This window comes from Microbacterium aurantiacum (genome assembly GCF_002872075.1).
GTDB classification, from domain to species: Bacteria; Actinomycetota; Actinomycetes; order Actinomycetales; family Microbacteriaceae; genus Microbacterium; species Microbacterium aurantiacum_A.
In genome coordinates, this window is sequence record NZ_PGGU01000022.1 from 1 (window position 1) to 15,728 (window position 15,728).

At 68.0% G+C, this 15,728-nt stretch carries 17 protein-coding genes, 1 tRNA gene, 1 pseudogene and 1 riboswitch; of the genes and pseudogenes, 13 read left to right on the forward strand and 6 right to left on the reverse strand.

Translation table 11 applies throughout. From position 1 onward, the window contains the following. Positions 1 to 128 precede the first annotated feature (128 nt). Both CUR96_RS15165 and CUR96_RS15170 read right to left on the reverse strand, forming a co-directional pair. The gene (locus CUR96_RS15165) at positions 129 to 1,763 is read right to left on the reverse strand and encodes a solute symporter family protein (protein WP_102194176.1); all 1,635 of its coding nucleotides are present in this window, start codon (positions 1,761 to 1,763) and stop codon (positions 129 to 131) included. Next, entirely contained in the window at positions 1,760 to 2,107 is a 348-nt protein-coding gene (locus CUR96_RS15170; protein WP_102194177.1) for a DUF485 domain-containing protein, read from the reverse strand. Before CUR96_RS15170 ends, CUR96_RS15165 begins: the two co-directional genes overlap by 4 nt. Before the next feature lie 108 nt (positions 2,108 to 2,215). On the opposite strand from CUR96_RS15170, the gene CUR96_RS15175 reads away from it, so the two are divergent. The 3 genes from CUR96_RS15175 (at position 2,216) to CUR96_RS15185 (ending at position 3,919) form a co-directional block, all read left to right on the forward strand. Continuing rightward, a complete protein-coding gene (locus CUR96_RS15175; protein ID WP_102194178.1) occupies positions 2,216 to 3,073 on the forward strand; it encodes a LuxR C-terminal-related transcriptional regulator in 858 nt (285 codons plus the stop codon). Between the two features lie 49 nt (positions 3,074 to 3,122). After that, a riboswitch (guanidine-III (ykkC-III) riboswitch) is annotated at positions 3,123 to 3,189 on the forward strand. Between the two features lie 10 nt (positions 3,190 to 3,199). Continuing rightward, on the forward strand, positions 3,200 to 3,526 hold the full coding sequence (locus tag CUR96_RS15180; RefSeq protein WP_102194179.1) for a DMT family transporter: 327 nt from the start codon (positions 3,200 to 3,202) through the stop codon (positions 3,524 to 3,526). A gap of 48 nt (positions 3,527 to 3,574) precedes the next feature. Further along, the gene (locus tag CUR96_RS15185) at positions 3,575 to 3,919 is read left to right on the forward strand and encodes a histone-like nucleoid-structuring protein Lsr2 (RefSeq protein ID WP_102194243.1); all 345 of its coding nucleotides are present in this window, start codon (positions 3,575 to 3,577) and stop codon (positions 3,917 to 3,919) included. A gap of 38 nt (positions 3,920 to 3,957) precedes the next feature. Here the strand turns inward: CUR96_RS15185 and CUR96_RS15190 are convergent, their stop codons facing one another. Further along, positions 3,958 to 4,605, reverse strand: coding sequence for a MarR family winged helix-turn-helix transcriptional regulator (locus CUR96_RS15190; protein ID WP_102194180.1), 648 nt, complete (start codon positions 4,603 to 4,605; stop codon positions 3,958 to 3,960). Between the two features lie 79 nt (positions 4,606 to 4,684). Here CUR96_RS15190 and idi point away from each other — a divergent pair, with 79 nt between their 5' ends. From idi to CUR96_RS15235, 9 genes are all read left to right on the forward strand, one after another. Then, complete coding sequence (gene idi, locus CUR96_RS15195) at positions 4,685 to 5,206, forward strand: isopentenyl-diphosphate Delta-isomerase (protein WP_102194181.1); 522 nt, start codon at positions 4,685 to 4,687, stop codon at positions 5,204 to 5,206. Further along, entirely contained in the window at positions 5,203 to 6,291 is a 1,089-nt protein-coding gene (locus CUR96_RS15200; protein ID WP_102194182.1) for a polyprenyl synthetase family protein, read from the forward strand. The genes idi and CUR96_RS15200 overlap by 4 nt, the downstream gene beginning before the upstream one ends. Then, complete coding sequence (locus CUR96_RS15205) at positions 6,288 to 7,211, forward strand: phytoene/squalene synthase family protein (protein ID WP_102194183.1); 924 nt, start codon at positions 6,288 to 6,290, stop codon at positions 7,209 to 7,211. Before CUR96_RS15200 ends, CUR96_RS15205 begins: the two co-directional genes overlap by 4 nt. After that, positions 7,208 to 8,827, forward strand: coding sequence for a phytoene desaturase family protein (crtI, locus tag CUR96_RS15210; protein ID WP_102194184.1), 1,620 nt, complete (start codon positions 7,208 to 7,210; stop codon positions 8,825 to 8,827). Before CUR96_RS15205 ends, crtI begins: the two co-directional genes overlap by 4 nt. Further along, positions 8,818 to 9,177, forward strand: coding sequence for a lycopene cyclase domain-containing protein (locus CUR96_RS15215; protein ID WP_102194185.1), 360 nt, complete (start codon positions 8,818 to 8,820; stop codon positions 9,175 to 9,177). The genes crtI and CUR96_RS15215 overlap by 10 nt, the downstream gene beginning before the upstream one ends. Beyond that, positions 9,174 to 9,500 (forward strand): lycopene cyclase domain-containing protein, encoded by a 327-nt coding sequence (locus CUR96_RS15220; protein WP_102194186.1) that lies wholly within the window; start codon positions 9,174 to 9,176, stop codon positions 9,498 to 9,500. The genes CUR96_RS15215 and CUR96_RS15220 overlap by 4 nt, the downstream gene beginning before the upstream one ends. Beyond that, a complete protein-coding gene (locus CUR96_RS15225; protein WP_102194187.1) occupies positions 9,497 to 10,375 on the forward strand; it encodes a prenyltransferase in 879 nt (292 codons plus the stop codon). The genes CUR96_RS15220 and CUR96_RS15225 overlap by 4 nt, the downstream gene beginning before the upstream one ends. 26 nt (positions 10,376 to 10,401) lie before the next feature. Further along, positions 10,402 to 12,585 carry an MMPL family transporter gene (locus CUR96_RS15230; RefSeq protein ID WP_102194188.1) on the forward strand — a complete coding sequence of 728 codons (2,184 nt, stop codon included), beginning with the start codon at positions 10,402 to 10,404 and terminating at the stop codon, positions 12,583 to 12,585. 11 nt (positions 12,586 to 12,596) lie between these two features. Next, positions 12,597 to 12,672: transfer RNA gene (locus tag CUR96_RS15235), tRNA-Arg, on the forward strand. Between the two features lie 66 nt (positions 12,673 to 12,738). On the opposite strand, the gene CUR96_RS15240 is transcribed toward CUR96_RS15235, so the two are convergent. The 3 genes from CUR96_RS15240 to CUR96_RS15250 form a co-directional block, all read right to left on the reverse strand. Then, complete coding sequence (locus CUR96_RS15240) at positions 12,739 to 13,236, reverse strand: HNH endonuclease (RefSeq protein ID WP_102194244.1); 498 nt, start codon at positions 13,234 to 13,236, stop codon at positions 12,739 to 12,741. A 343-nt stretch (positions 13,237 to 13,579) separates the two neighbouring features. Beyond that, positions 13,580 to 14,398, reverse strand: a complete 819-nt coding sequence (locus tag CUR96_RS15245) for a M23 family metallopeptidase (RefSeq protein ID WP_102194189.1) — start codon at positions 14,396 to 14,398, stop codon at positions 13,580 to 13,582. 265 nt (positions 14,399 to 14,663) lie between these two features. Continuing rightward, a complete protein-coding gene (locus CUR96_RS15250; RefSeq protein ID WP_102194190.1) occupies positions 14,664 to 15,365 on the reverse strand; it encodes a metal-dependent transcriptional regulator in 702 nt (233 codons plus the stop codon). A gap of 101 nt (positions 15,366 to 15,466) precedes the next feature. Here CUR96_RS15250 and CUR96_RS18810 point away from each other — a divergent pair. Further along, a pseudogene (locus CUR96_RS18810) lies at positions 15,467 to 15,728 on the forward strand (phosphoserine transaminase); the annotation flags it as partial.

Consider the following 15,728-nt stretch of genomic DNA (forward strand, 5'->3'; position numbering starts at 1 on the left):
ACCCGCGCTCGGCACCAGAGTCTCGGCACCAGAGTCTCGGCACCAGAGACCCGGCATCAGACGACGCGGACCCCGGCGAGTAGGCCGCCGGGGTCCGCGTGCTCGAGCTCAGTGCTCGGCCCTCTGGGTCAGTGATCCACCGCCTTCTCCGCGCCGAATCCCGTCAGCGAGCGCACGTCCATCTCTGCGGCGAGCTGCGGCGACTCCTTCACTGTGCTCGTGACGGTTCCCAGCCAGCCGAGGAAGAACCCGAGCGGAATCGACACGATTCCCGGATTGTTCAGCGGCCAGATCGCGAAGTCGACGCCGGGGAGCATCGAGGTCGGCGTGCCCGAGAACACCGGCGAGAGGATGATCAACAGAATCGCGGAACCGAGGCCGCCGTACATGCTCCACACGGCACCGCGGGTCGTGAAACGCCGCCAGAACAACGAGTACAGGATGGTGGGCAGGTTCGCCGATGCCGCCACGGCGAAGGCCAGTGCGACGAGGAACGCGATGTTCTGGCCCTGCGCGCCGATGCCGCCGAGGATCGCCAGGATGCCGATCACGATGACCGTGCGGCGGGCGACCCTCACCTCGCCGTTCGGGTCTGCCTGCACCGGATTCCCGGCGCCGTCCGTCCTGTTCTTCTGGATGACGTTCGCATAGATGTCATGCGCGAACGACGCCGCCGCCGTGATGGTCAGACCGGCGACGACAGCGAGGATGGTCGCGAACGCCACCGCCGAGATGAAGCCGAGCAGCAGCGGCCCACCGAGGTGCAGCGCCAGCAGCGGTGCGGCCGAGTTCACGCCGCCGGGTGCGTTGGCGATGACGTCCGCCCCGACGAGCGCCCCGGCGCCGTAGCCGAGCACGAGCGTGAGCAGATAGAAGCCCCCGATCAGCCAGATCGCCCAGACCACCGAACGTCGCGCCTCCTTGGCGGTCGGCACCGTGTAGAAGCGCATCAGCACATGCGGCAGGCCGGCCGTGCCGAGTACGAGCGCCATGCCGAGCGACAGGAAGTCCCACGGGTTCTTGCCGTACTGGAGCCCCGGTCCGAGGATCTTGTCGCCCTGCGGAGAGTTGGCCACGGCCGCCTCGAGCAGAGTGTTCAAGCTGAAGCCGTTGATCGCGAGCACCCAGACGGTCATAACGATGGCACCTCCGATGAGAAGGAACGCCTTCACGATCTGCACCCACGTCGTGCCCTTCATCCCGCCGATGAGCACGTACACGATCATGAGCACGCCCACCACGGCGATCACGATGGACTGGCCGATCCGGCCGTCGATGCCGAGGAGGAGCGAGACCAGGCCGCCGGCTCCCGCCATCTGCGCGAGCAGGTAGAAGAAGCACACCGCGAGCGTGGTGATGGCCGCCGCCACGCGTACCGGACGCTGCTTGAGGCGGAACGAGAGCACGTCGGCCATCGTGAACTTGCCCGTGTTGCGCATCAGTTCGGCCACGAGGAGCAACGCGACCAGCCACGCGACGAGGAACCCGATCGAGTAGAGGAAGCCGTCGTATCCGTTGATCGCGATGGCGCCGCAGATGCCGAGGAACGATGCGGCGGAAAGATAGTCACCGGCGATGGCGAAACCGTTCTGAGGGCCGGTGAAAGAGCGCCCTGCCGCGTAGTAGTCGGCGGCCGTCTTGTTGTTCCGGCTGGCACGGATGACGATGAACAGGGTCACCGCGACGAATGCCAGGAAGATCGAGATGTTCAGGACGGGATCGCTCTTGACGGCGACCTCAGTGGCCGTGTGGATGATGTTCATGCTCCGGCCTGTGCTTTCTCGAGGTCTTCACGGATCTCCTGCGCCAATGGATCCAGTTTCCTGTTCGCGAATGCGACATAAGCCATCGTGATGGCGAATGTGGTCACGAACTGCCCGAGGCCGAGAAGCAGTCCGACGGTGATATCGCCCCATACGCGCTGGCTCATGAATTCTGTGGCGAATGCTGCCAGAAGCACGTAGACGAAATACCAGATGAGGAAGAACGCGGCGAGCGGGAAGATGAATGATCGCTGCGTTCGCTTGAGGGAGATGAATCTCGGCGATTCCTCGACGGCGATGTAGTCGATCTCGCCTGCGGATTCAACGGTGTTCGGGTCGTTCATGGGGCCTCCTTGCCACATGTCGGAGCTCGCGCGGCTCAGACCTCGCGAGTGATAGGGTCGACGCTACGAAACGGGGACCAGTGCCGTCACCCCCGAAAGTAGGTAGCTGTGAGCACACCCATCGCCGGCGAATCCGAGACTGACCTCGTCTCGCGTGCCGTGCGCGACCTCTCTCGACGCACGCGGTTCCCGGTCGCTTTCGGCGGGCTCATCGACGAGGGCGTCGTCAGCGTCACCAGCATCGTCGGCAACCGTACCCACAGCCTCGATGGGCTTCGGGTCCGCCCCGAGAGGGGCCTCGGCGGACGCGCGATGATGGAGTTGCGGCCCCGGATGACCAGCGACTACCGCTCGTCCCAGCAGATCACTCACGACTACGACGTCTTCGTCCTCGGCGAGGGGCTGTGCACACTGCTCGCGGTTCCGATCATCGTGAGCGGTCGGCCACGCGGAGTGCTGTACGCGGGCGGCTGGGAGCAGACGCCGCTCGGCGGAGTCACGACCGCGCCGGCGATGCAGGTCGCCCAGTCGGTCGCCGACGAGCTGCGCATCCGCGACGAAGTCGATCGGCGGCTCCGGCTGGCCGCGCCGCCGGCCGAGAGGGTCGCGCCGTCGCAACGCGAAGAACTTCGCGAGAGCTTCGCGGAGCTCCGGAGCATCGCCGCCACCGTCGACGACTCGGCCTTGCGGGCCAGGATCGCCGAGGTGGAGAAACGGCTGGTGAACCTCGCCGGCGACTCTCCGACCCCGACCACCGGGCCGGTGCCCACGGTGCATCTCTCACCGCGCGAGACCGACGTGCTCGCGTGCGCGGCCCTCGGCGCGACGAACGCGGAGATCGCCGCGCAGCTGGGGCTCCGCGACGGAACGGTGAAGGCGTATCTCGGCACTGCGATGTCGAAGCTCGACGCTTCGACGAGGCATGCCGCGGTCGCCAAGGCGCGGCGGGCCGGACTCCTGCCCTGAGCCTCGGTCGGCCCGCACAGTCCCTGCCCAGTCCGTCTTGATAGGGTCGCCACGATCGGTCCTCCCGATCCCGGACGAGGCAGGCCAGTACCCGGAGAGCGACAAGACTGGTCCGTGAGGAACATCATGTCGTGGCTCATTCTCATCGCGTCCGGAGTGCTCGAAGCGGTCTGGGCGACCGCTCTCGGCAAATCGGAGGGCCTGACCAAACTCTGGCCCAACGTCATCTTCTTCGTCGGTCTCGCCCTGTCGATGTTCGGGCTCGCATTCGCGATGCGCGACATCGCGACCGGAACGGCTTATGCCGTCTGGGTCGGAATCGGCGCGACGCTCACCGTGATCTGGGCGATGATCACAGGAGACACCGAGATCTCCTGGTTGCGGATTCTTCTTCTGCTGGGCCTCGTGGGCTGCATCGTGGGCCTCAAGCTCATCGACCCTGGACACGAATAGCGCGTCCATTCATTGTCGGAATACGCATCCGACGGTATGGTCGTGCTCATGGCAAGAAGAATTGTGCACCAGTTGGTCGACGATATCGACGGAAGCGTCCTGGAGGTCGGTGAAGGCGAGACCGTGCATTTCTCCCTCAATGGGACCTCTTATGAGATCGACCTGAATTCCGACCACGTCGAGGAACTGCTCCGGGCATTCGAGCCGTACATCGCGGCCGGGCGCCGCGCCGGGTCCTCCGGCACGGCTCGCACCACTTCCTCCCGCAAGCGCGCGGGGCGCGACCCCAAGGCCGGAGAGATCCGTGCATGGGCGAACGCCAACGGCCACTCTGTCTCCGAGCGCGGCCGCATTCCCGCGCCTGTCGTCGAGGCGTACAACGCTGCCAACTGACGCACCCCGCCGGGCCGGCCAGCTGAGAAGCGCGTGCTTCAGCCGGGCGGCTCGGCGCCTTCTTGCGCCCAGCCCTCGTCGCGGAGAGTGATCTCATCGGTCATGTCCCTCAGGAAGCGGATGACGACGTCCCGCTCCTCGGGCGTGAGCCGCGCGGCGGCGTAGAAGCGCTTGGCCTGCTGACGCCCGACAGTCTCCATGGCGGCGAGGCGGGTCTCCGGAGTGATCGTGATGGCGAGCGCGCGGCGGTCCGTCGGATGCAGCCCGCGAACGATGTGCCCGCCGCTCGCGAGCCGATCGAGCAGCTTCGTCGTAGATGCCGTCGATATGCCGAGATGCTTCGCGATCGCTCCCGGCGTCGCGATGAGCCCGCGATTCGAGCACACGATCAGGTAGTGCAGCGCGCGCATATCCGTTTCATTGAGGTTCATATAGCGCCTCGACGCGCGCGACAGTCGTTGCTCGGCCTCTCGTAGCTCCCCGAGGGCACCCATGAGCGCGGCGATCTGCCGCAGCGCATCGGGTGGCACCCCTGTCCTGTCGATCAGGGTGCTGCGCGGATCGCTCGCATCGACGTCGTAGATGTTCGCGTGGCTCAGCCCGTCGAAGGCGTCCCGTTCTCCGGCCGGCGAGTCCCGTGGCGCCGACGACCCTGAATCGGGGATGTCGCCGGACTGGTCTTCCATGGCATCATGTTACACATGATTGTTACATGCTAAGGTGATTACTCGCTAAGCTAGCCATATTCTAACGGGAGGCGGGACGATGGACGATGTGGTCCTTCTTGCCGACGACGGGTCCGCCATCGGGGTTCTCCCCAGGAGCGAGGTCCACACCGCCGAGACTCCCCTGCATCTCGCCTTCTCCTGCCATGTCCGGGACGCCGAGGGGCGGCTGCTGGTGACGCGGCGAGCGCTGGGCAAGCGGACCTGGCCAGGAGTCTGGACGAACAGCTTCTGCGGACACCCGCGACCCGGCGAGCAGATGCTCGACGCCGTCCGCCGGCGAGCACAGGAAGAGCTCGGCATCCGCCTGACATCCATACGACTCGTCCTCCCTGACTACCGGTACCGGGCCGTCGACTCGAGCGGGATCGTCGAGAACGAGATCTGCCCGGTGCACGTGGCGATCATCGACGGCGATTTGTCTCCTGACCCGGAGGAGGTCGCGGAGTGGGCGTGGGTGCGGACAGAGGATCTGTCCGAGGCCGTCGTCCGTGCGCCCTTCGCCTTCACTCCCTGGCTCCGGGAGCAACTGCCCCAGCTATCCGATCCAGTTCAGCCATGAGCGCCACTGCTACAACCGAGCAGGATCTGCACGCCGCGATCGAGGATGCCCTCCGGCGACGCTTCGCTGAGCGCAGCAGCGCAGCCGAGGTGTACGGAGACCAGTTCTCGGCGCTCTGGCGCCTCGCCGCGGACCATGTCCTCGGCGGCAAGCTGATCCGTCCACGGCTTCTCCTCGACGTGCACGCGGCGCTGAGGCCGGCAGACTCGTCCCGGGACAACGCCGTCGCCGTCGAGATCGCCGCGGACGTCGAGCTGCTGCACTACGCCTTCCTTCTGCACGACGACGTGATCGACGGCGACCTCACGCGGCGGCACCGGCCCAATCTGATCGGCACCCTCGCGGGTCTGCACGCCGAGACGACCTCCGCCCACGATGTCTCGCTGCACTGGGCCCGCAGCGGCGCGATCCTGATGGGCGACCTGCTGCTGTCGTCGGCGATCCTGGGCTTTGCGCGCCCGAAAGTCGCCGACGAAACACGACGAAGGCTTCTCGACCTGCTGGAGCACTCGATCGTCGAGACGGTCGCCGGAGAGCACACCGACGTCGGGCTGAGCGACGGCATGATCGCCCCGGACCTGACGACCATCCTCGCGATGACCGCCTACAAGACGGCGACGTACTCCTTCGCTCTGCCGCTGCGCGCGGCGGCCATCCTCGCCGAGGCCTCGTCTGCCGTCGAGGCGAGCATGACCACGATCGGTCGCCATCTCGGCCTCGCGTACCAGCTTCAGGACGACCATCTCTCGGTGTTCGGCGACCACGCCGATCACGGCAAGGATCCGTATGCCGATCTCCGCGCCGGCAAGGAGACCGCGATCATCGCCTATGCCAGGCAGACGAGAGCGTGGGCGAGCATCGAGGTGGGTTTCGGGCACCAGGACCTGCCGCCGGACGATGCCGCCTGCATCCGGGATCACCTGTCCGGCTGCGGCGCCGAGTCGTTCTCCCGCGGTCTCATCGAGGATCAGCTCGAATCCGCTCACTCGGTGCTGGCTGGCACCTCGGGTCACGCCGAGGTTCCGCACGCCGCGCGAACGGCGATCCTGAATATGACGGAACGCCTCCGGGGCCGGCGCCGATGACACGTGACGGCTCTCCGGACTCCGCTGCCCCGCATGAGGCGCTGGATCGCTTCACCCACGCCGCTGAGGTCGCCGCAGGCGATGTGATCCGCACGTACTCGACGTCGTTCGGTCTCGCCACCAGGCTCCTCGGGCGCCGGCACCGACGTCACATCCGCAACATCTACGCGATGGTGCGGGTCGCCGACGAGATCGTCGACGGCGTCGCCGCCGAGGCGGGGCTGGGTCACGGGGAGCTCGATGCGGCTCTCCGTGACTACCGGACGGAGACCCACAGGGCCATCCGCACCGGCTACAGCAGCGACCTCGTCCTGCACGCATTCGGCCGGACCGCACGCGACGCGGGAATCGGCGAGAGCCTCACCGACCCCTTCTTCGATTCGATGCGGAGCGATCTGCCCTCGCAGGATGCCGGCTCGACCTTCACGGCGTACGACGAATCCGCCCATGAACGATACGTCTACGGCTCCGCCGAGGTCATCGGCCTCATGTGCCTGCAGGTGTTCCTGCGCGATGAGGCGCGCGACGACGCCGATCTCGAGACGCTGCGCACCGGCGCACGCCAGCTCGGTGCTGCCTTTCAGAACGTCAACTTCCTTCGCGACCTCGCCGATGACACCACGCGGCTCCGCCGCGGCTACCTCAGCGGCGAGCGCCGGCTCACCGACGCGGATCGGGATGCATGGATCCGCACGATCCGGGAGCAGCTCGACCATGCACGCCGCGCCATCCCGCTGCTGCCCCGGGATGCACGAACAGCGGTACGCAGTGCGCTCGCCCTGTTCGAGGCGCTCGCCGACCGCATCGAACGCATCCCTGCCGCGGAGCTCTACCACCGTCGGGTGCGCGTCCCCGGCGCCCGGAAGGCAGTTCTCGTCGCTTCTGCTGCACTTCGCACCTGGACGGAGCCACGCCGATGAGCCGCGTCGTCGTGATCGGCGCCGGCGTCGCCGGTCTCGCCACCGCCGGGCTCCTCGCCCGCGACGGACACGAGGTCGTGGTGCTCGAGAAGGATGCTCAGGTGGGCGGACGGGCCGGGTCGATGGAACGCGACGGATTCCGCTTCGACACCGGCCCGTCCTGGTACCTGATGCCCCGCGTCTTCGATCACTTCTTCGCCATGATGGGCACCCGCACCGACCGGGAACTCGACCTGGTCACGCTCGAACCCGGCTATCGGGTCTTCGCCGAGCCCGCCAGCGGCGGGGCGAGCGCCGCCACGGTCACGATCCCCCGCGGCGCGGCTGCCGTCTCGCGCGTCTTCGAAGACCTCGAGCCGGGCGCCGGCGAATCGCTGCAGGCCTACCTCTCCTCAGCCCGTCACGCGAGCCGGATGGCGGAGAAGCACTTCCTCTACAACCCGTTCACCCGGCCGGGGTCCCTGGTCACCGGAGAGATCATCCGTGCCGCACCCCAGCTCGCACGTCTCCTCCTGACCCGTCTGGACACCTGGGCGGCACGGCGGTTCACGCATCCCCTGCTCCGGCAGATCCTGGGCTATCCCGCCGTGTTCCTCGGAACCCACCCGGCCCAGGCTCCGGCCATGTACCACCTGATGAGCGCTCTCGACCTGGACGACGGGGTGCGGTACCCCCGCGGCGGGTTCTGGACGGTCGTCCAGCGCCTGGAAGCGCTGGCGATCGGGGCGGGAGCGACCGTGAGGACGCGCGCCGAGGCCGTCCGCATCGACACCCAGCCGACGGGGCACGGGCGTCGGCGCCAGCGAGCGAGCGGCGTGCGCTGGCGCGATGCGCACGGCGTCGAGCATCTGGAGCCGGCGGACATCATCGTCTCGTGTGCGGATCTTCATCACACCGAGACACGGCTGCTCCCCGCGCCGCTGCGCAGCTATCCGGAACGCTGGTGGCGCCGACGCACGAGCGGCCCGGGAGCCGTGCTGGTGATGCTGGGCGTTCGCGGTGGACTGCCGCAACTGCCGCATCATTCCCTGTTCTTCACCCGGGACTGGACCGCGAACTTCGACGCCATCTTCGGCACGCCGTCGCGCGTGCCCTCGCCGGCCTCGGCCTACGTCTGCCGGCCGAGCGCGACCGATGCGACCGTCGCACCGGCCGACCACGAGAACCTCTTCGTCCTCGTCCCCGTTCCGGCCGATGTCTCCCTCGGCGCAGGCGGGGCCGACGGCACCGGAGACGACGCGATCGAGGCGGTCGCCGATGCGGCCATCGACCAGGTCGCCCGCTGGGCCGGCATTCCCGACCTCCGGGACCGCATCGTCGTCCGTCAGACCAAGGGGCCCGCCGATTTCGCGCGTGACCATCACTCCTGGCGGGGTGGGATGCTCGGCCCCGCGCACACCCTGCGTCAGAGCGCCATGTTCCGTGCCCAGAACGCGTCGAAGCGCGTGGACGGCCTGTACTACGCGGGCGCCACGACGGCGCCGGGCGTCGGCGTGCCGATGTGCCTGATCAGCGCGGAGCTGGTCCTCAAGCGCGTGCGGGGCGATCACACCGGTGGCCCCCTTCCCGAGCCGGTAGCGGTCGAGGACCGGAGCGGGGCACCGTCATGGGCCTGATCTATCTCGGCTTCCTCACGGGCGCCTCCATCTGCCTGCTGCTGCTCGACCGGCGGTTCCGTCTGTTCTTCTGGCGAGATCCGGTGGCAGCGGCGGTCGTGTCGATCGTCGGCGTCGCCTTCTTCCTCGTCTGGGATCTCGCGGGCATCGGCCTCGGCATCTTCTTCCGCGGGGAGAGCACCATCGCCAGCGGCATCCTGCTCGCGCCTCACCTTCCCCTGGAGGAGCCGGTGTTCCTGTTCTTCCTCGTGCTGTGCACGATGGTGCTCTACACCGGTTCCTCGCGAGCGCTCGCCGGCCGGCGCAGCAGGACGCCGGAAGAAGCGCCCGGCAGGGAGAGCGCCTCATGAGCTACGCGATGCTCGCGGTGTGCTTCCTGGCCATCGCCGGGACGGCCGGCGCCGCGCTCCCGCTCCTGGCGCGCACGCGCGGACCGTCGGCATCCGCTCTCGTGATCACCGCGACGGGCCTCGTCCTCCTCACCGCCGTCTTCGACAGCGCGATGATCGCCGCCGAGCTGTTCCACTACGCGCCGTCGCGGCTGCTCGGGCTGCACATCGGACTCGCCCCGGTCGAGGACTTCGCGTACCCGCTCGCCGCCGCCCTGCTGCTCCCGAGCGTCTGGGTCGTCCTCATCCGGCGGCGCCGGCAGCGAGCGGAGGCCCGGCGATGAGGCCCGGGCTCCGTCAGTGCATCGGGCAGATCGTGCTGTCCTCGCGACCGGTGAGCTGGGTCAACACCGCGTTCCCGTTCGGTGCGGCGTACTTCCTGACCGCCCGCGAGGTGGACGCGTCCCTGGTCATCGGTTTCCTGTACTTCCTGGTGCCCTACAACCTCGCCATGTACGGAATCAACGATGTCTTCGACTACGCCTCCGACGTGGCGAACCCGCGCAAGGGCGGCATCGAAGGGGCTCTCCTCACACCACGGCTGCACCGCGCGACCTTGTGGAGCGCCGCGCTGTCGAACCTGCCGTTCCTGGTCTTCCTCATCGCCGTGGGGAATCCGGCGTCCACCGCCTGGCTCGCGATCAGCGTCTTCGCGGTCATCGCCTATTCGGCACCGGGGCTGCGGTTCAAGGAACGACCGTTCCTGGACTCCGCCACCTCGAGCGTCCATTTCGTCAGTCCGGCCGCTTTCGGCCTCGCTCTCGCCGGAGCGGTACCGACGGCGGACGCGGTCATCACGCTCCTCGCCTTCATCCTCTGGGGGATGGCCGCTCACGCGTTCGGGGCGGTGCAGGACATCGGACCGGATCGTGAAGGCGGGATTCGCTCGGTCGCCACCGCGATCGGCGCCCGCGCGACGGTCCGGTTGTCCCTCGTCCTGTGGGTGCTCGCCGGCGGCCTGATGCTGACCACGTCCTGGCCCGGCCCTCTCGCCGCCGCGCTGGTGGTTCCGTACCTGCTGAACACCGGAGGCTGGTGGAACGTCAGCGATGACACCTCGGCCGGCACGAATGCCGCGTGGCGTCGCTTCATCGCGCTCAACTACCTCGTCGGCTTCCTCGCGACGATGCTGCTGATCCTCGCCTGGTTCTCCTCCTGACCTGACTCATGCCCGATAGGACCGAAATGACGCACCCCGAATCCACACCACCGGCACCTCGCCGCGAGCGAATCCGCAGACGGTCCTGGCTGCGGATTCTGCTTCCGGCCGTCCTGATCCTCGTGTGGCTCGCCGGAGCGTCCTTCGGAGGCCCGCTCTTCGGCAAGATCGACGAGGTCTCCTCCAACGACCGGACGACCTACCTGCCGGAGTCCGCGGACGCGACGCAGGTGCAGGCGCTGCTGGGGGAATTCAGGGAGTCGGATGCGATCCCCGCGATCGTCGTGTTCACCGCCGAGGAGGAACTCGACGCGGACCGGCTGGACGCCATCGACGAGGCGGTCACCGCGCTCGCAGATATCGACGGGGTGGACGAGGGGCTCTCCCCTGCGCTTCCCTCGGACGACGGCCGGGCCGTGCAGGCATTCGTCCCGATCTCCTCGGATGCCGAGATCGGCGATGTCGTCTCCGAGATCACCGCTGACCTGCGCGCCGTCGCGCCACCCGGCGTCGAGGTCTTCGTCACCGGGCCGGCCGGTTTCACAGCCGACCTCGTCGCGGGCTTCGCCGGGATCGACGGGTTGCTCCTCGGCGTGGCGCTCCTCGCCGTGCTCCTGATCCTCGTGCTCGTCTACCGTTCGGTTCTGCTTCCGCTCGTCGTGCTCTCCACGAGCCTGTTCGCGCTGTGCGTGGCGCTCCTCGTCGTCTGGTGGCTGGCGAAAGCCGAGGTGCTGCTGCTCAGCGGTCAGACGCAGGGAATCCTCTTCATCCTGGTGATCGGCGCCGCGACGGACTATTCGCTGCTGCTGGTCGCCCGCTTCCGCGAGCAGCTCCGGGTGACCGAGGACAAGGGAGCGGCCCTGGTCGCCGCCTGGAAAGGCTCGTTCGAGCCGATCGTCGCCTCCGGGGGCACGGTGATCGCCGGTCTGCTCTGCCTGCTGCTCAGCGACCTCAAGTCGAACAGCACACTCGGTCCTGTCGCTGCGATCGGCATCGTGTTCGCGATGCTCTCAGCCTTGACCCTGCTGCCCTCACTCCTGGTGCTGTTCGGGCGCTCGGCGTTCTGGCCGCGCCGCCCGGTCTTCGACCCGCCGGCTGTCGCGGCCGAAGCCGGAGTACCGGCGACCGGCCTGTGGGCGGGCGTGGCTCGCCTGATCAGCCGTCGCCCGCGGCTGATCTGGGTCGTCACGACCGTGGTGCTGCTGGCCGGCGCGATCGGCGTGACACAGCTGAACGCCTCCGGCGTGCCGCAGTCCGAACTCGTCCTCGGCGCCTCGGAGGCGCGCGACGGGCAGCAGGCCCTCGGCGAGCACTTCCCCGGCGGATCAGGGAGCCCGGCGTACATCGTGGTCGACGAGACCCAGCTGCAGGATGCCGCCGACCTGCTCCTCTCGATCGACGGCGTCGATGCCCTCTCCGTCGCGTCCGCGGATTCGCCCGGCGGTTCGGCGCCGGTGACCGCAGACGGCATCTCGGCCGTCGGCCCGCCGGATGCGTCGGCACCGGAACCGACCGTCGTCGACGGCCAGGTGCTGATCCAGGCGACGCTGACCGACGCGGCCGACTCCGCTGCCGCGGCGGCGACCGTCCGGGAGATCCGCGCCGAGCCCGAGATGGCGGATGCGCTCGTCGGCGGCGTGACCGCGACCGCGATCGACACCGACGACGCCTCGATCCATGATCGGAACCTCATCATCCCGGTCATCCTGGTGGTGATCCTGCTGATCCTGATGCTGCTGCTGCGCTCGATCCTCGCGCCGGTGCTGCTCATCGCCACCACCGTGCTGTCATTCGGCACGGCCATGGGGATCTCGGCGCTGGTGTTCAACGGCATCCTCGGCTTCCCTGGGGCGGACCCCGCGGTACCGCTGTTCGGATTCGTGTTCCTCGTGGCACTCGGAATCGACTACAACATCTTCCTGATGACCCGGGTGCGAGAGGAGTCGGGTCGCCACGGGACTCGAGACGGCGTGCTGCGCGGGCTCACCATCACGGGAGGAGTGATCACCTCGGCGGGCTTGGTTCTTGCGGCGACGTTCGCCGCGCTGTCCGTGATCCCGATCCTGTTCCTCGTTCAGCTCGCCTTCATCGTGGCCTTCGGCGTGCTGCTGGACACGTTCATCGTGCGGTCGCTGCTGGTTCCGGCGCTCGTGCACGACATCGGCCGCGCGGTCTGGTGGCCGTCCAAGCTCGGGCGCCGAATCTCCTAGACTGGTCGCACGCCCTCGTAGCTCAGGGGATAGAGCAGCCCTCTCCTAAAGGGCAGGTCGCAGGTTCGAATCCTGTCGAGGGCACCACGACGCTGAAGGGCCGCCCGCGGGCGGCCCTTCAGCGAATCCGTGCCGAAGGGTCAGTGGCTCTCGTCACGCCGCGAGTGCCAGGTAGGGCTCCCAGCGCGGATCGCTTCGCTCAGTACCGCGCACCGTCCATCCGGTGCCGTGCGGTGGACGCGGCGTGATCCGCAGTTCCCAGCGCATCTCCTGCGGCGTCCGGTCGCTCTTGATGTTGTTGCACCGCAGGCAGCAGGCGACGAGGTTCTCCCATGAGTCCGCACCGCCGCGGGAACGCGGCAGCACGTGATCGATGGTGGATGCCGCCTTGCCGCAGTACCCGCATCGGTTGTTGTCGCGCCGCAGCACACCGCGGCGCGTCACCGGCACGCGCCGGCTCTTCGGGATGCGCACGTAACGGGAGAGGATGATCACCGCCGGGCGATCGTATCTTCCATGGCTGGCCCAGACCGGGTCATCCTCGACGCGCTCGATCACCGTCGCCTTGTCGTTCATCACGAGAACCAGCGCTCGTTTGAAGGACACGACCGCGAGCGGCTCGTAACCGGCATTCAGGACAAGTGTGCGCATCGCCATCCTCTCGATCCGCCGGGACGGCTTCCCGGCACTCTCGACTCACACGAGGTCGAACAGGCGGCAGAGGGTTTGCAGAGACGAAGAAAGGCGCCGTCTCAGAGACAGCGCCTTTCGCGCACGGCCATGCCGTGGCATCCCTGCGGACGATGCTGAAGAACGTAACGGCCGAGGGCATCCATGGTTCGGATGCTCGGTATTCGCTCCATCAGCTTCTCCCGTCTGTACGACAACGGGTTCAGGCTAACCCATTCAGACGGGCAGCGGGCGAAACGGCAGGTGAACGGTCGACGGTGTGTCCACGTGGGTGCCCACGGTGTTCGACCCGATTCGACCGGTATCAGCCGGCGTTGGCGGCCAGCCAGGAGTACGGCTCCAGAACGCTGCCGCCGATGCGCACCTCGAAGTGGAGGTGGTTCGCGGTCGAGCTTCCCGTGCTGCCGACGGCGCCGATGAGCTGACCCGCCTCGACGGTCTGCCCGGACTGCACCTGACGGGTGCCGTAAGTCATGTGCGCGTATGTCGTGGAGACGCGCTGACCGCCGATGACGTGATCGATCACCACGGCCACGCCATAGCCGTAGTAGCTCTCGGACGAGACCCGCACGACTCCCGCCGCAGCGGCGTAGATCGGGGTGCCGGCCGGGGCGAGCATGTCCGCGCCGTCGTGGCCGGAGCTGTCGGGGCCGACGGTCGTGCGGCCCTCGCGATAGGAGCCCTGGGGCAGCGGATAGCGGACCTCCCCGGAACCCGGGGAGACGAGGGCATAGCCTGCGGGGTTGAAACTGGAGCCTGCCGTCGTGGCAGCAGCTGCGGCGCGAGCGGCGGCAGCCTCCTCCGCCTTCTTCTTCGCGATCTCATCGGGCGTGGTCGCCGTGAACGTGCCGCGGCTGAGCGGGGCAGCGGTCGCCTGCGAAGCGACGACGAGCGACTGCGCGTCGGCAGCAGCGACCTGCTGGATCGTCGTGCTGGTCTCGGGGAGGCTGCTCGCGGCGTAGGCGGGCAGCGCGACGGCGGCGACGAGAGCGCCTACGGCACCGAAGATGGCGATCGACCGCAGCGGACCTGCCGCGTTGCGGGTACGAGCTCGCGCGGGGGTCCGGCGAGCGGGTGTTCGGTCTTCAGATGTGTTCGTGGGCGATTCGATGTCTGCGGCCAAAAGTGGGTCCTCCTGCGCCTGCGCGCTTCGGGTAGCGCTGGCTCGTCGGCACTCTGCGTCTCGTGCACGGATGTAGCTCGGGTACTTTGTGCGGCTTAACCGGGAGGACGACGAGCCTGGAAGGCAATCTTCACGGTCATCGTCTGCGGGCTTCTCGCTGACGACCTGTCCGAGGTTACCGGAAGATAACGATCGTGTCACCCTGTGAACCTGGCAATCCTCAGAATGCCGTCCAGAAGCCGCGCTCCGAGGCCCCGCGGAAGTGTCAGACCGCCTCGGCCACCAGGAAGATGTGGGAGGCGAGCTCGACCGGAAGCTCGAGCCCCTCCTCGTTGCCGTTCATCTGAATCAGCACGTAGCCCTCGTTGTAGCGGTAGTCGCCGTGTGCACCGGGGACGACACCGGCGTCGCGGAGCTGCTGCAGCAGCTCCGGATCGACCTGAGCGGGTTCGGCCAGGCGACGCACGGTCCCCTCGATCGGGCCTCCGGCCGCGTTCAGTTTCTGCACGAGGCCGATGACGCCGTCGTCGAACGTGCGAGCGGGGAGGTCGCCGAGCTGGTCCAGGCCGGGGATCGGGTTGCCGTAGGGGGATTCGGTCGGATGCCCGAGGAGTTCGACCAGGCGACGCTCGACCTGCTCGCTCATGACGTGCTCCCAGCGACAGGCCTCCTCGTGCACGAAGGCCCAGTCCAGCCCGATCACATCGGAGAGCAGCCGTTCGGCCAGACGGTGCTTGCGCATCACGTTGACCGCCTTGCCCCGTCCGGCATCGGTCAGTTCGAGGGTGCGATCCTCGGAAACCACCACGAGGCCGTCGCGCTCCATCCGTCCGACGGTCTGCGAGACCGTGGGGCCCGAGTGCCCGAGCCGCTCCGAGATGCGCGCGCGCAGGGGGACGATGTTCTCCTCCTCGAGTTCGAGGATGGTGCGGAGGTACATCTCCGTGGTGTCGATCAGGTCGGTCATGTCTGGCCCTCCGAGAGTTCTTAGGTAAGCCTACATTCCTGCAGGGACATCGGATCGGGCGCGCGTGAAACGACGAGACGTCGACGCCATAGAATCGAGCCATGGCGATCGAGATTCCCCGAGAACTCCTGCCCGCTGACGGCCGATTCGGCTGCGGGCCCTCGAAGGTGCGCCCCGCGCAGCTCGAGGCGCTCCTCGCGGACGGGACGGGTCTCCTGGGGACCTCGCACCGCCAGGCGCCGGTGAAGAACCTCGTCGGCAGCGTCCGTGAGCGGCTGTCCGCCCTCTTCCGCCTGCCGGAGGGATACGAGATCCTCGTCGGCAACGGCGGCTCGACCGCCTTCTGGGATGCCGCCGCGTTCG